The organism is Sporosarcina sp. JAI121 (assembly GCF_013408665.1).
Classification (GTDB): domain Bacteria; phylum Bacillota; class Bacilli; order Bacillales_A; family Planococcaceae; genus Sporosarcina.
The window spans coordinates 1857079-1872547 of sequence record NZ_JACCCL010000001.1 but is presented as its reverse complement, the minus strand read 5'-3'; the positions used below and the strand labels follow the sequence as shown (position 1 = coordinate 1872547).

Below are 15469 nucleotides of genomic sequence, written 5' to 3'. Positions count from 1 at the left end.
TCTGTATTTATAAGAGGAGGTGCAAGTATGTACGCAATTATTCAAACTGGTGGAAAACAGATCAAAGTTGAAAAAGGCCAGGAAATCTACATTGAAAAAGTAGCTGGTGAAGCTGACGAAGTCGTCACTTTCGACAAAGTTCTATTCGTAGGTGGAGAAGACGTGAAAGTAGGCGTTCCATTCGTGGAAGGTGCTACAGTAACAGGAACTGTTGTTAAACAGGGCCGTGCTAAAAAAATCACTGTTTTCAAATACAAGCCGAAAAAGAACTATCACAAAAAACAAGGTCATCGTCAGCCATACACGAAAATCGTCATTGACGGTATCAACCTGTAAGCCGGCATGATTAAAATCATCATCAAGAAACAATCTTCCGGTCGGATCACCTCTTTTGAGATGACGGGCCACGCCGATTTCGCGGAACATGGAAAAGACCTAGTCTGTGCAGGTGCATCCGCAGTATCATTTGGTGCTGTCAATGCCATTATTGCACTAACAGGCAATACACCTGATATTCAACAAGGATCTGAAGGTGGTTACTTGAAAGTCGTACTTCCGGAAACCGAAGAAAACGATCACGACATACAGTTGATTGTGAAGGCGATGATTGTTTCATTGCAGACGATTGAAAATGACTATGGGCAACATATAAAAATTATCATTAAATAGTAGGAGGTGGCATACATGCTACGTTTAGATCTCCAGTTTTTCGCATCGAAAAAAGGGGTAGGTTCTACTCGGAACGGTCGTGACTCACACTCGAAACGTCTTGGCGCAAAACGCGCGGACGGACAGTTTGTTTCTGGCGGCTCAATCCTTTATCGTCAGCGCGGAACGAAAATTCACCCAGGTGAAAACGTCGGTCGCGGTGGTGACGATACTCTTTTCGCAAAAGTTGACGGCGTCGTTCGTTTTGAACGTTTCGGTCGTGACAAAAAGAAAGTTAGCGTATACCCTGAAGTTCAGGAAGCATAATATACGTACGACAGAAAGGACTGCATACAAATGTGCAGTCCTTTTTCTTTTTTTTAGCCACAGATGCTATACTGTATACATGATAATGGTTGGCGGTGAATGGAAATGGGGAACAAAAAGCTAACGACGGCGCAAGCGCTGAAATTTGCTAGACATGATTTTTTGAATGAACTGCAACTGATCCTGCTCTATATCGATCTCGAAAAACTACCAGAGGCCAAACAGAAGATATTGGAGACGACGGATCATATGCGTCAGATCGCGATGCTGGAAAGACTTGGTCTCCCGGCCGTTGAAACATGGCTCACAACATTCGACTGGTTATATGCGGCATTTCCTTCAACGATGTCATGCACGATTGTGAAGGGGAACCGGGAGGCGGATGATGCGTCAGTCGCAGCCTTTTTAGAACATGTATTCAGTGAAGCGGAAAAAACGCTGGACCCGGCTTTCGAATATGAAACAAAAATCGTCGTGCAGGCATCTTCAACAAGCTGGTCTATTGCAATCACTGTATATGGAGAAATGGGAAATAAAAATCCAATACCGGTAACAACAGGAAAATTTTTCACTAAAGAAACAATTTCACACAATCAATGGACGTTCACAGTAAGTGGACAATAGGAGGAAATTACATGTTTGTCGATCACGTTAAGATTTATGTAAAAGGCGGCGATGGTGGTGATGGGATGGTTGCCTTCCGTCGGGAAAAGTATATTGCATACGGTGGCCCAGCAGGCGGAGATGGAGGAAAAGGTGCTGATGTTGTTTTCATCGTGGATGAAGGATTGCGCACACTGATGGATTTCCGTTATCAGCGACACTTTAAGGCCCCGCGCGGAGAGCATGGCGGAAGTAAGAATATGCATGGTAAAAACGCAGTTGATGTAGTTGTCAAAGTTCCTCCGGGTACGATTGTGACAGACGCTGAAGACGGTAGAATCATCGCAGACCTCGTTGAGCATGGTCAAAAAGCCGTTATTGCAAAAGGCGGCCGTGGAGGACGCGGGAACAGCAGATTCGCGACACCGCAAAACCCTGCACCTGAACTGTCTGAAAAAGGTGAACCGGGTGTCGATCGGGAAATCAATCTTGAATTGAAAGTGCTGGCGGATGCAGGTCTTGTCGGATTCCCAAGCGTAGGAAAATCAACATTATTATCTGTCGTATCATCAGCGAAACCGAAAATCGCGGATTATCATTTTACGACACTTGTGCCGAATTTAGGAATGGTTGAGACGGATGATCACCGCGGTTTCGTATTGGCCGATCTTCCGGGATTGATTGAGGGAGCGCACGAAGGTGTCGGTCTCGGTCACCAGTTCCTGCGCCATATCGAACGGACACGCGTCATCATTCATGTCATTGATATGTCGGGGCTTGAAGGCCGCGATCCGTACGAGGATTTCTTGACAATAAATGAAGAGTTGGAACAATACAATTTGCGTTTGACAGAGCGTCCACAGATTATTGTAGCGAACAAAATGGACATGCCCGAAGCTGAAGAGAAACTTAAAATATTCAAGGAAAAACTGAATGATGACAATGCACTCATTTTCCCAGTCTCCGCTCTTACGAGAAAAGGGCTAGACGAACTACTTCATGCGGTTATGGATTTACTTGAAATTACAGCAGAATTCCCGATGCATGAAATTGAAGAGGAAGATAAAGAGACGTCTGTTCTTTACAAACATGAAGCGGAAGCACCTGATTTTGAAATTTCACGTGATGACGATGGAGCATTCGTGCTAAAAGGTTATACAATCGAGCGTCTGTTTGTTATGACCGATTTCAACTTCGACCAATCCGTCCGTAAATTCTCGAGACAATTGCGTGGTATGGGTGTAGATGATGCACTTCGTGAACGCGGTGCGAAAGATGGAGATACTGTACGACTTCTTGATTTCGAATTCGAATTCATGGACTGATTACAGGAAAGATTGACTGAATGCAATTATAAAAGGTGCGGTACGCACGAAGGGGGGACAACTCATGAAACAGTTGGGGGAAGGTCAGTTTTATCTTGTAAGGGAAGACGTACTGACAGAATCGATGCTGAAAATGCTTGAAGCGAAAAGGCTTTTGGCGAGCGGAGAGGAATCGACGATACAAGATGCTACGAAAAGAGTAGGTCTATCCCGTAGTGCATTTTACAAATACCGCGACACTGTTTACCCGTTCGAATCAATTGCGCGTGAGCGTATTCTCACGATATTCATTCAGCTTGAAGACCGGAAAGGATCGCTTGCGACATTGTTGGGGATTGTCTCGGAGTCAAAATGCAATGTCTTGACAATTCACCAGACGATTCCTGTACAAGCGCGGGCTAATATCACCTTGTCACTCGATGTGACGGAAATGACTATAAAAATGGAGGAGTTCCTGCAACGGTTAAAATCGCCTGACTTTGTCGATTCAGTCATATTGATCAGTTCAGGAGCGCTCTAATGGGGGAATCATAGAATGGAGAATGGAAAATATACGCCGAGTGTAGCCTATTTAGGGCCGGAAGCATCGTTCACACATGTTGCAGCAAACAATCTTTTCGGGTCGTCGGGACTGATTCCGCAACCGACGATACCGGATTGCATTGAAGCTGTGGTGGAAGGGCGTGTCGCCTACGCGATTGTCCCGCTTGAAAACGCATTGGAAGGGTCCGTACCGATGACAATTGATTACTTGTTCCATGGCAGTGATCTATTCATCAATGCCGAAACCTCAATACCGGTTGAACAGCATCTAATGGTCAATATAGAGCAGGTCCCATTTATGAATGAAATAGAATCCATTAATTCCCACCCTCATGCACTTGCACAGTGCCATAAGTATTTACAATATAATTATCGCCGTATCCCGTTAATCCAGACAACTTCAACAGCGGCTGCCGCCAAATATATTTCCGAGAATCCCGGAGAAAAGATTGCCGCAATCGGAAACAAGCTGGCAGCGGAAAAATACGGCCTACATATCGCAGAGGAAAATATACACGATTTTCATTTTAATCATACACGGTTTGTCGTATTGTCATTGCGAAAAGGTCTTTTGGAAATTGAGGGCCATTCTGAAAAACTTAAAACTACATTTATGGTAAAACTGCCTGAAGATGATCGTTCAGGGGGATTGCATCAAATACTATCCGTTTTTGCATGGCGTAGGCTCAATTTAAGTAAAATTGAATCTAGGCCAATGAAAACAGGGCTTGGAAACTATTTCTTCATCATAGATGTAATGGAATCCGATGAACACCCGATGATGAAAGGCGCGATGGAAGAACTCGCTGCATTGCATTGTTCCGTCCGTTCTTTTGGATCTTATTATACATACGATCAACAGCCATCAAGTCGTTCGATTTGACCTTGAAGTCTGCTTGGAGCTGGTCATGTATCTAGTCTCGCAGAACACAACGTACTAAGAGCGCTTTCCATATAATCTTTAGAATAATACTCCCGCTTCCGCATATACATGGCTAGAGAGGACATCTCGTGTGAAAGAGCGTCACACAGACGGGCGTCCGTTCATACGATGAGTTGACGGAAGGGGGAAGTTTTTTAGTGGAAGTCCATATTGTTGTAAAAGGGGATACGTTGTGGAAGATTGCGCGGCAACATGGTATCCCGTTCGATGATTTGAAGCGGGTGAATGCACATCTTGCCAATCCGGACTATATAGTGCCCGGGATGAAAATCTTCCTGCCCAAAAAACAGCACAAAACTGAGCAGCACGGAACGAAAGGTGAAAAGAAAGAGAATGTGAAGCAACCGGAACGCGTCAAACAACCCGAAAAAGGGAAAGCACCGGTGACGCCGCCTCCAAAAGCAGAGGTAAAACCGTCTAAGCCGCCAATACCATTGCCGCCGACGCCGGCTCCGCCACCAATTCCGATGACGTTGCCGCCAGTGCAAGTACAGCCGCCGTTACCAGCTCCAATGCCAGCACCAATGCCAGCACCGCCGCCGACACAATCGATTCCTATGCCTCCGTTTGTACAGCCGATTATAGGCATTCCATGTGGCTGGATGCCGATTTACGATGCAGATTGCTATCCGTTTATGCATTCGGGTCAAATCCAGGCGATGCCGAGACCGCAAGCGCCTATGCAACAAGCACCTCAACCAATGCCATGCCCATCAACACAATTTCCGATACAAGAACAACAACCGGAATCACCAATCTTTTCCGGCCAAGGACCTGCAATGATCCAAGAAGAAAATCAGCTGATTGAAGGTTGGAAGTTAGTCGAATCTCCAGAATTCATGTATACAGAATCGCCTGGGATCACCTTGCAGCCATCAATGGAATGTCCGCCAGAGCAAGCCGTTTTACCTGATTTTACGTTTGATGAATCACCCGACTTCGATTTGCAGCCATGTCCGCCGCCGCAAGGCTATATACCGCAACAAATATCGCCAGCTATGCAAGAAGAATGGAACCCTGCACAATTCGGTTATCCTGTCATGCCGCACCCAGGTCATCATCCAGGTTGTGGATGTGGATGCGGGTGTAGTGGACAGCAACAGGATTGCGGATGCGGTTGTAGCGGACAGCATCCACACCCGCATTTTCAACATCAGCCGATGATGGTTCCGCTTTTCTATGGCCAGCCATGCAATTGCCATGGACATATGCAGCAAGCACCTCATCCTGGAATGCCTGCTCCTTACCCAGGATCTAACTGGTACGGAGCGTATTGAACGGCCTATGGTGCCGGACGGGAAATTAGAAAAAATAAAAGATAATGTGTGGAAGTTGGAAAAAGACGGCAATCGGTTTTCAGTGAAACGTTATCATTCCAACTCCACTGTCATGAAAGTGCATCGTATTCATCAAGCGCTACGCTCTGTATCATTTCCGCATATCGTGGATGTAATAGCCCAAGAGAATCAGCTGACGTTCGTACAGCCGTGGCTGGATGGCGCGAAAGCGGTCAATTTCAAGAAGAGGGCGGATCGAACAGATTCATTGGCCGCCCTTCATGCACTTCACAATACGAAAGCACAACTCGACTGGCACGCCTCCCCTTATCTGCATCCGTATCCACTCATCGCGAAGTGGGAAGACCGGATCAGAAAGTTCCGTGAAATTGGTGGAGAGTGTGAGGCGTATATCGGAAAAGGCCATGTCGATGAAATCTTGTTTTATGCATTGAATGCGATTGGTGCTGTAAAGAAAACATATAAAGATAATTTGGACGGCACATTGCTTCATGGGGATGTCGTCCACCATAATATCCTGCGCGATAAAGATGGTAAAATCCGTTTCATCGATTTCGATTTGGCAAGTACGGGACCTGCGGGTACTGAAATTGCTCTTTGGATACACCGTGTGCTTCCGCAAATCGATTATGATATCGACTATCTGTTTGATGAACAGCCTTCACTGCAAAAGCTCGATCTGGCCTCAAAGACACTGCTTTTATTTCCGAATGAAGTGCTCCGCGAATGGCTTCACTTTTTCACCCTGTCACCATTCAGCAGGGAAAGGCAGGCGAAACAACTGATCCCCTTTACTGAGTCCGCGCTCTCGCATTGGCCGAAATTATGGTATGATGTAGAGCGGATTAATATATAGGGGGTAATGTCATATGGCAGGACATTCGAAATGGAAAAATATACAGAACCGTAAAGGTGCACAAGATGCGAAACGGGGCAAGATTTTTCAGAAAATGTCAAAAGAGATTTTTGTAGCCGCAAAGGCAGGCGGTCCTGATATGGAATCGAATGCGGCTCTTCGTCTCGCTGTCGAAAAAGCGAAAGGCGTCAACGTGCCGAACGATGTCATTAAACGTGCAATCGATAAAGTGACAGGCGCTGGTTCAGATGAAAACTATGAAGAAGTAATCTATGAAGGATATGGTCCGGGTGGAGTGGCAGTACTTGTATACTGTCTGACAGAAAACCGGAACAGGACCGCACCGAATGTCCGTGTCGCTTTCAGCAAAAATGGCGGCAATTTAGGGGAAAGCGGTTCGGTCGGCTATATGTTTGACCGGAAGGGGCGCCTTTTCATCGAACGGACGGACAGCACCGACGAAGACATGGTTATGATGGCGGCGCTTGAAGCTGGTGCGGATGATATCGAGTCGACGGAAGATGGCTTTGAAGTCGTCACTCCGCCGTCCGACTTTTTAACGGTAAAAGAGACGCTTGAGGGAGAAGGAATTGAATTCATCTCAGCAGACATAGAGATGATTCCTTCGATGTACACAGCCTTAAGCGAAGAGGATGAAGAGCTATTTGAAAAAATGCTCGATGTGTTGGAAGATAATGAAGACGTGCAAGACATCTATCATAATGCAGAAGTGCGGGATTGATTACTATAGTGAGTAGAAGTGTTAAATAAGGTGTATAACCCGTGCGCCTACGCTTAGTCTGTATTGTTATTCTATTGTTCGATTTATATAGTAAGATTTAAATTTGGAATCATACTAATATCCATCCGCCAGGTAAGAATGGTGGATGGGTATTTATTTTGGTGGAAAAAATAATATACATATTGCATCAAGAAATAGTGTACACTTTTACTAGGTGTTTGCGCATTTCTAAAAAGTAATAGCGAAATGAAAGTTACGGGAAGGAAGTTCGGCATGATTGAAACAATACTGTTAAATTTCCTGTTTTTACTTTTTCCGGTTATAATAGCTTTGGTATTTTTTGAAGATAAGTTAACGAGTTTAAACAAGTATTTGATTGTAGTATTATCCGCTGTCACCCTCGTTCTTTGCATGGCATTTCCGATTAAGTTGGATTTGGGATTTATAATTGATTTGAGGTTTATTCCTTTTATCATCATTGCGCTTTTCGGTGGTTACAAAATGGTGTTTCCTCTTTACCTAGTTCTAAATGGATATCGATTTATTATTGGGGGAGAAGGGACTTATCAATCTCTTATCTTCTCGACAGTTATTTTTATTTTAGTTCCTTTATTGAGTAAAAAGTTTAGTCAACAAAGCTCGAGAGGAAGAATTTTATATGCTCTATTCGCCGGTGTTTTTACAACGTCGCTCTACTATTTCGCGTTGGGCTTCAATTACCAAAAGTTGACGAGTGAATTTTGGCTATTGACATTCTCTTCTTTTGTCGTAAACATAATTGCGATTTTTATTATTATGTCTTTGATTGAAAAAATCATTACTAATGTAAAAACCCGCGAAATTTATTTACGATCGGAAAGGCTGAATGATATAAGTGACTTATCGGCAAGCATTGCTCATGAAATCAGAAACCCGCTAACGGTAACAAGTGGATTTCTTCAGCTTTTAAAAGGTTCAAAAACGATCAGTCCCGATGAAAAAACATATATTGAATTTTCGTTGCAAGAATTAGAGCGTGCGGAAAAAATTGTCAGTGATTTTCTGACTTTCTCCAAACCTCAATGTGCAAATATGGTTTACTCCGATTTCAAAAAAGAAATAGAGTATGTGGAAAATATCATGAAGCCATATGCGAAGATGAATCAAGTCGAGATACAGGTAAGTTTTACGAATACATTAAAGAAAAGCTATGATGAAAATCAAATACAGCAATGCTTCATCAATCTATTTAAGAACGGTATTGAAGCTATGAAGGAAAACGGGGGAGGTTCCCTTTACGTAGATGTATCCGAACAAAAAGACCATATCGCAATAGTGATTAAAGATAGTGGAATCGGCATGACAAGCGAAGAGATCTCACAATTGGGAAAACCTTATTACTCCACGAAAAAAGAGGGGACGGGTCTTGGCATGCTCATGATTTATAGTACAATCCGAAATGTTAAAGGGGATATTAAGGTGGAAAGTATTGTAGGGAAAGGAACGACATTTCTAATTACCATCCCTGTATAACTCCATTGAAAAATTGAGGGGTAGTTGCTATGATACATAGCATGCACTCAATAACGAGGAAATGACCGGTGGCCGCCGATAAAGCGGCCATCTTTTCTTTGTTGGCCACCTCCTCATAAGGTGGAAAATGCGTTCGTATGGTATAATCGGTACTATATATAGGGGGAGAGAACTGTGTACGATTACATAAAAGGGCAAGTCACACGTGTGACACCTGAACACATCACACTCGAGCAGGGGGGTATCGGCTGGCTTATCATGACGCCGAATCCATATGCTTTTCATAAAACGGAACACATTCAGCAAGTGTTCACTTATTTGCATGTCCGTGAAGATATCCAATTGCTTCTTGGCTTCAAATCACTTGAACAGCGGGAACTGTTTAAAAAGCTGATCACTGTATCAGGTATCGGTCCAAAAGGTGCGCTAGCCATACTTGCAAGCGGAATTCCTTCGCAAGTGATCGGTGCAATCGAACGGGAGGATGAGACGTTTCTTGTCCAATTCCCGGGTGTCGGGAAAAAGACGGCGCGTCAGATGATCCTCGATTTGAAAGGCAAATTGTATGATTTATTCAATGCAATGGATATGCCGGAAGATGATGCCAACCTTCTGACAATGGCTGAAAATGGCGCGCTTGACGAAGCGGTTCTAGCTCTGGAAGCGCTTGGCTATTCACAGCGGGAATTGACAAAGGTAAAGCCTAAATTGGAAAAAGAAGAACATGATACTGAAGGTTACATGAAAATGGCACTTAAGTTATTGTTGAAACAGAATTGATCATTTGATAACGGAGAGGGGGGCGGACGATGGAGGAACGTGTGATTTCAGGTGAAGTATCGGATTTCGATGAGCGCTTCGAACAATCGCTCAGACCGCAATTCCTGAACCAGTATATCGGACAGGAAAAAGTGAAGGAAAACCTCGGTATTTTCATCGAAGCGGCGAAAGGGCGCAACGAAAGTTTAGATCATGTCTTATTATACGGGCCACCGGGTCTCGGGAAGACGACACTTGCAACTGTTATTGCCAACGAAATGGACGTCAACATTCGTATGACCAGCGGGCCTGCGATTGAACGTCCCGGCGATCTTGCTGCGGTAGTATCCTCTTTGGAACCGGGAGATGTGCTGTTCATCGATGAAATCCACAGACTGAACCGTGCGATAGAAGAAGTGCTGTATCCGGCAATGGAAGATTTCTGTCTTGATATCGTTGTTGGAAAAGGTCCTTCTGCACGGTCCATCCGGCTTGATTTGCCGCCATTCACATTGATTGGCGCGACAACTCGCGCAGGGGCATTATCAGCGCCGCTACGGGATAGGTTCGGTGTTCCGCTTCGGCTTGAGTACTACGATGTAGAACCGCTAAAGGAAATCGTCGTTCGTAGTGCAGGTCTCTTCGAAGTGGCAATCGACCATCAGGCTGCAGTGGAAATCGCACGCCGTTCCCGGGGGACACCGCGTATTGCGAACCGACTGCTACGGCGTGTTCGTGATTACGCGCAAGTTAGGGGCAACGGCAGCATTACGATGGACATGGCTAATGAAGCACTGGAAATGCTACAAGTCGATTCACATGGCCTCGATCATATTGACCATAAGCTGATTACCGGGATGATCGAACGCTTTCGTGGCGGACCTGTTGGAATTGATACGATCTCCGCTAGCATTGGCGAAGAGTCGGTGACGATTGAGGATGTCTATGAGCCATATCTTCTCCAAATCGGTTTTATCCAGCGGACACCACGCGGACGTATTGCGACACATCTCGCGTACGGACATTTCGGATATGAGATGCCTAAGCATAATGATTTCTAACTTACTTATAAAGGGAGAATATATGAACAATGGATGTAAATGATTTTGATTTCGATTTACCGGATAATTTAATTGCACAAACGCCGCTGCTGGATCGGACGGCAAGCCGCCTGATGGTACTCGACAAAGAAACGGGGGAAGTGCAACACCGTCATTTTCGGGACCTGATTGATGAACTCGAGGCGGGGGATATGCTTGTTCTGAATGATACGCGTGTCCTGCCCGCACGTCTGATGGGCGTGAAAGACGATACCGGCGCCATGATTGAAGTATTGCTCTTGAAAGAGACAGGCGATGACGAGTGGGAAACGCTTGCAAAACCAGCGAAGCGTGTGAAGCTTGGAACCATTGTTACATTTGGCGATGGGCGTCTCAAAGCGGAGTGCACCGGTATTCTGGAACAAGGCGGACGTATATTCAAATTCATCTATGAAGGGATTTTTTATGAAATCCTAGACGCACTCGGTGAAATGCCGTTGCCGCCTTATATTACTGAAACGCTCGATGATCAGGCACGTTACCAGACGGTGTTTGCGAAAGAACGGGGTTCAGCGGCAGCGCCGACAGCAGGGCTTCATTTCACGGATGAAATCTTGGAGAGTATACGTAATAGAGGAATCGACATTGCATTCGTCACATTGCATGTCGGTCTTGGCACTTTCCGGCCGGTCAGTGCAGATGTGATAGAAGATCATGCAATGCATTCCGAATACTATCATGTCACCGAACAGACAGCTGATGCGATAAACAAGGTGAAAGAACGAGGCGGACGTATCATCGCGGTCGGAACAACATCGGCAAGGACGCTAGAGACAATCGCTTCGGCAAATGACGGGAAAATTGTCCCTACAAGTGGATGGACTTCCATATTCATCTACCCAGGATATGAATTCAGTATTGTAGATAGTCTATTGACCAATTTTCATTTACCTAAATCGACGTTGATCATGCTAATTTCAGCATTGTCGACACGGGAGCATATTTTAGCAGCATATAAACGGGCGGTGGAGGAGAAATATCGCTTCTTCAGTTTTGGAGATGCAATGTTCATCAAATCGTCACAAAGGAAGGAATCATAAAATGCCAGCAGTCACTTACGAACATATAAAAACATGTAAACAAACCGGAGCGCGTCTTGGAATCGTCCATACACCTCATGGCTCATTCGAAACACCGGCGTTCATGCCAGTAGGTACACAGGCGACCGTCAAGACGATGTCACCCGAAGAACTGAAGGAAGTCGGATCGGGTATCATATTAAGCAACACGTACCACCTATGGCTTCGCCCTGGTCAAGACATCGTTGAGGAAGCAGGCGGACTGCATAAGTTCATGAACTGGGACAGACCGATACTGACGGATTCAGGCGGTTTCCAAGTGTTTTCATTGAGTGAATTCCGCAAAATCAAAGAAGAAGGAGTCCATTTCAGGCATCATCTGAATGGGAGTAAATTGTTCCTGAGTCCCGAGAAAGCGATGGAAATCCAGAATTCTTTAGGTGCAGATATCATGATGGCATTTGATGAGTGCCCGCCATTTCCTGCAACGCGTGAATATATGAAGGCCAGTGTCGAACGGACATCCAGATGGGCTGAAAGATGCCTTGGGGCACATGCGCGCCCGGCAGACCAAGCTCTATTCGGTATCGTACAGGGCGGCGAATTCGAGGATTTGCGCGCGCAAAGTGCAAAAGATCTCATTTCCCTTGATTTCCCGGGTTATGCAATCGGCGGTCTGTCCGTTGGAGAGCCGAAAGACATTATGAACCGTATTCTGGAACATACGACACCACTTCTGCCGCAAGACAAGCCCCGCTATTTGATGGGAGTCGGTTCGCCTGACTCACTCATTGACGGCGCTATCCGCGGCGTTGATATGTTCGACTGTGTCCTGCCGACCCGAATAGCGCGAAATGGTACGCTCATGACGAGTGAGGGACGCTTGAATATTCGTAATGCGAAATTCGAACGGGATTTCAGGCCTCTTGATGAAAAATGCAGCTGTCATGTATGTAAAACATACAGCCGAGCGTATATTCGTCACCTAATTAGAGCAGAAGAAACATTCGGGATCAGGTTGACGTCTTATCATAATCTTCACTTCCTTCTCAATTTAATGGAGCAAGTGAGAGATGCAATACGCCAAGACCGGCTAGGCGATTTCCGTGAAGAGTTTTTTGAGAGCTATGGATTTAATAAACCGAATGCAAAAAACTTTTAAATCTTGTATAATGAATCTTGATTGAAGGGGGGATATATAAATGAGTGGTGGATTAGTTCAACTATTACCTTTCGTTGCGATGTTCGCAGTGATGTGGTTCTTACTTATCAGACCGGCGCAAAAGAAACAGAAAGCGACGAGACAGATGCAATCAGATTTGAAACGTGGAGATAAGGTCATTACAATCGGTGGAATTCATGGCACAATTGATGCTGTCGATGATTCATCAGTTTTCCTTAAAGTTTCTGAAGGTACAACGCTACAGTTCGACAGACAAGCAGTAGGACGTGTAACGCAATCAATTTAAGTATTGAAGAAAGAAGAAGAGGCGATTGGCTAGGCGGGAATTTTCCCGTTCAGCCAATCGCCTCTTTTCTCTATTGAAAATGTATATAAGCAGAACCGTAAAGGGCATCCTAATTTAAAAAGGGGTGAATCTTTGTGACTGACTTGCTTATCATCAGTTTCCGAACTGTGTTTCTTTACATACTCATTTTAATCATCTTGCGGATTATGGGGAAACGGGAAGTCGGCGAGCTTGGGGTTATTGACATTGTAGTCTTCGTCATCATGGCGGAAGTTGCAGCATTTGCACTCGATTCCCCTGATAAAAAATTAATTCAATCCGTCGTACCGATGCTTATCTTACTCGTTATTCAAGTGATTTCTTCTTATTTTTCATTGAAATCCAAGAGGTTCAGAGACATAGTCGACGGTGAACCGGCACTTATCATTAGGAACGGTGTAATATTGGAGCAAGAAATGCGGAAACAGCGTTACAATCTCGATGATTTGTTCCAGCAACTCCGTGAGCAGCAGATTGGCTCAGTCCATGAAGTCTCTTTTGCCTATTTGGAACCATCGGGAAATTTGTCCGTCTTCAAACACGATGATGTCCAACCGGTACTTTCACTTATTTCCGATGGTATTATTCAAACCAGGCATTTGGAACTCATTGGAAAAACGGATGAATGGCTGATAAAAGGATTGCAGCAACTCGGAGTGAATGAAATTGAACAAATTTTCTATTGTTCATTTGAAAATGATGAACTGAAGTTTCAGCTGAAAAATGACTATTTATAACTTTTCAGAAGTTTCTTGAACAGGAATAAATCGCTTTTTTTCACTTGACCCGTCAAAATTAGGATAACGAATAGGAAGAGGGTTGTGATCGTACATTCCATCAATAATCCAAAATCACCGATAGGAATGAAAATCGGTCGCATGATACAAGTCATGATAAAGGAGGCATATGGCAAAGCGAATATAGTGAAACCGGTAGCCGTCGACTTGTTTTTCCGAAGCGTCGCAATATGAAGGAAAGACGTCACAAGCACACCAAAGCCTATTGCCAGGACAGCCCCTGTCACCTGTAGCCCGGGCTGGGAAGCCAGGACGAACATGACTCCCAGTTTGGCTATACCACCGTAGACGGAGTTCATCATTCCCGCCTTGGCGTCTCCCGTCGCCTGTAAAATAGAGTAGAGCGGGCCCTGGATATAATAAAAGAAGAAAACGGGGGCCAACAAAGTCATATATGACGCACCCTGGCTAACGTGGAAAAGCTTTTCGGCAAGTTCTTCTCCATGGACGAAAAATACTGCCGCCGCAAACGTTCCTGTCAAAGCGGATAAGCGGAGGGACAGATGAATCCGCTCTTTAAGCTTGCTCGTATTATTCGATGCAACCGCCCCGCTGACAGCGGGAACCAAGACAACAGATAATGCATACGGAATGAATGAGGGAAATAGAAGCAACGGCACGAGCACCCCGGATATTATTCCATATAACGATGTGGCGGCCATAGCTGAAATTCCGGAAAATGCAAGAGCACGAAGAAAAATAATAGGTTCAAGAAACCAAGTGAATGTACCGAATAACCGACTGCCTGATGACGGTAGAGCGATGGCCAGAAGAGGCTCCATCGGATAGCGCTTTTGTTTTTCCTTCTGTTTAGGTCCACGTTTCTTCTGTTGTCTATATTTGAATAGTAAATAAAGGACAGATAGCATTTCTGCGATTAGCGTAATACCCATCGCGTAAGCGGCGTTCATAGCTGTATTATCGGAGACGAGAAGATAAGGCAGAAGCCATGTAATAAGCATGATCCGACATAATTGTTCAATGATTTGCGACCATGCTGTTTCCTCGATTCGTGCGATACCTTGAAAGTATCCGCGGATCAAGCCGCCAATGGCAGCGATGGGGACGATTGCAATTCCTACATATAGCGTCATCGAAGACGCAGCATTACCAAGTAGTGTCTCTGATAAATAAGGAACAAATAAGATTGCGGATGGGAGGAAAACTACCCCTGTCAAAATGGTGATGAAGGTAGCGGTCTTCATGAGAGAAGGGATTTTTACGGATTGCCCTTTCGCTTCAAGTTCAGCAATTACTTTTGCAACGGCAATCGGTACACCTAGCTGGACAAGTGACAGAAAGAAGATGAAAGCGGGATAAGCGGTCATATAGATACCGACCGCCTCTTCACCTGCAATCCGCATGAATTGGATCCGGAAGACGAATCCTAAAAGTTTGGATAGGAAAACAGCAACCATCAAGACGACAGTTCCGCGGATGAATGAAGACAAATTAAACAACTCCTTCTCAATTCCGGTCATTTCATATA

Annotated in this window: 18 protein-coding genes and 1 other annotated feature (1 of these 19 cut by a window edge); of the genes, 17 read left to right on the top strand and 1 reads right to left on the bottom strand. The window is 44.9% G+C overall.

All coding sequences use genetic code 11. The features are described from left to right. Positions 1–13 (top strand) — a sequence feature (ribosomal protein L21 leader region) (it extends 61 nt beyond the left edge of the window). A 14-nt stretch (positions 14–27) separates the two neighbouring features. The 17 genes from rplU (at position 28) to HDC33_RS08720 (ending at position 13920) form a co-directional block, all read left to right on the top strand. Then, entirely contained in the window at positions 28–336 is a 309-nt protein-coding gene (gene rplU / locus HDC33_RS08800; protein WP_179392077.1) for a 50S ribosomal protein L21, read from the top strand. A gap of 6 nt (positions 337–342) precedes the next feature. Continuing rightward, entirely contained in the window at positions 343–669 is a 327-nt protein-coding gene (locus tag HDC33_RS08795; protein ID WP_179392076.1) for a ribosomal-processing cysteine protease Prp, read from the top strand. 15 nt (positions 670–684) lie between these two features. Further along, positions 685–975: a 50S ribosomal protein L27 gene (rpmA, locus tag HDC33_RS08790; RefSeq protein ID WP_179392075.1), complete on the top strand. Its 291-nt coding sequence runs from the start codon at positions 685–687 to the stop codon at positions 973–975. A gap of 105 nt (positions 976–1080) precedes the next feature. Beyond that, complete coding sequence (locus HDC33_RS08785) at positions 1081–1599, top strand: Spo0B domain-containing protein (RefSeq protein ID WP_179392074.1); 519 nt, start codon at positions 1081–1083, stop codon at positions 1597–1599. Positions 1600–1610: 11 nt separating this feature from the next. After that, a complete protein-coding gene (gene obgE / locus HDC33_RS08780; RefSeq protein WP_179392073.1) occupies positions 1611–2903 on the top strand; it encodes a GTPase ObgE in 1293 nt (430 codons plus the stop codon). 64 nt (positions 2904–2967) lie between these two features. Beyond that, on the top strand, positions 2968–3423 hold the full coding sequence (locus tag HDC33_RS08775; RefSeq protein WP_304625747.1) for an ACT domain-containing protein: 456 nt from the start codon (positions 2968–2970) through the stop codon (positions 3421–3423). 15 nt (positions 3424–3438) lie between these two features. Continuing rightward, positions 3439–4329, top strand: coding sequence for a prephenate dehydratase (pheA, locus tag HDC33_RS08770; RefSeq protein WP_179392072.1), 891 nt, complete (start codon positions 3439–3441; stop codon positions 4327–4329). 197 nt (positions 4330–4526) lie between these two features. Continuing rightward, positions 4527–5666 carry a LysM peptidoglycan-binding domain-containing protein gene (locus tag HDC33_RS16720; protein ID WP_179392071.1) on the top strand — a complete coding sequence of 380 codons (1140 nt, stop codon included), beginning with the start codon at positions 4527–4529 and terminating at the stop codon, positions 5664–5666. A gap of 7 nt (positions 5667–5673) precedes the next feature. Further along, positions 5674–6543, top strand: a complete 870-nt coding sequence (locus HDC33_RS08760) for an aminoglycoside phosphotransferase family protein (protein ID WP_179392070.1) — start codon at positions 5674–5676, stop codon at positions 6541–6543. Between the two features lie 13 nt (positions 6544–6556). Next, positions 6557–7285, top strand: a complete 729-nt coding sequence (locus HDC33_RS08755; protein WP_179392069.1) for a YebC/PmpR family DNA-binding transcriptional regulator — start codon at positions 6557–6559, stop codon at positions 7283–7285. Positions 7286–7558: 273 nt separating this feature from the next. Further along, complete coding sequence (locus HDC33_RS08750) at positions 7559–8797, top strand: ATP-binding protein (protein ID WP_179392068.1); 1239 nt, start codon at positions 7559–7561, stop codon at positions 8795–8797. A gap of 174 nt (positions 8798–8971) precedes the next feature. Further along, positions 8972–9577 (top strand): Holliday junction branch migration protein RuvA, encoded by a 606-nt coding sequence (gene ruvA, locus HDC33_RS08745; RefSeq protein WP_179392067.1) that lies wholly within the window; start codon positions 8972–8974, stop codon positions 9575–9577. Between the two features lie 29 nt (positions 9578–9606). Beyond that, positions 9607–10617 (top strand): Holliday junction branch migration DNA helicase RuvB, encoded by a 1011-nt coding sequence (gene ruvB / locus HDC33_RS08740; RefSeq protein ID WP_179392066.1) that lies wholly within the window; start codon positions 9607–9609, stop codon positions 10615–10617. Between the two features lie 29 nt (positions 10618–10646). Then, complete coding sequence (queA, locus tag HDC33_RS08735; protein WP_179392065.1) at positions 10647–11696, top strand: tRNA preQ1(34) S-adenosylmethionine ribosyltransferase-isomerase QueA; 1050 nt, start codon at positions 10647–10649, stop codon at positions 11694–11696. 1 nt (position 11697) lies between these two features. Next, positions 11698–12837: a tRNA guanosine(34) transglycosylase Tgt gene (tgt, locus tag HDC33_RS08730; RefSeq protein ID WP_179392064.1), complete on the top strand. Its 1140-nt coding sequence runs from the start codon at positions 11698–11700 to the stop codon at positions 12835–12837. Between the two features lie 40 nt (positions 12838–12877). Then, positions 12878–13144 carry a preprotein translocase subunit YajC gene (gene yajC, locus HDC33_RS08725; RefSeq protein WP_179392063.1) on the top strand — a complete coding sequence of 89 codons (267 nt, stop codon included), beginning with the start codon at positions 12878–12880 and terminating at the stop codon, positions 13142–13144. A gap of 134 nt (positions 13145–13278) precedes the next feature. After that, entirely contained in the window at positions 13279–13920 is a 642-nt protein-coding gene (locus HDC33_RS08720) for a DUF421 domain-containing protein (RefSeq protein ID WP_179392062.1), read from the top strand. Here the strand turns inward: HDC33_RS08720 and HDC33_RS08715 are convergent. Further along, complete coding sequence (locus HDC33_RS08715) at positions 13911–15431, bottom strand: putative polysaccharide biosynthesis protein (RefSeq protein WP_179392061.1); 1521 nt, start codon at positions 15429–15431, stop codon at positions 13911–13913. The two genes, HDC33_RS08720 and HDC33_RS08715, sit on opposite strands and share 10 nt — an antisense overlap. Between the last annotated feature and the right edge of the window lie 38 nt (positions 15432–15469).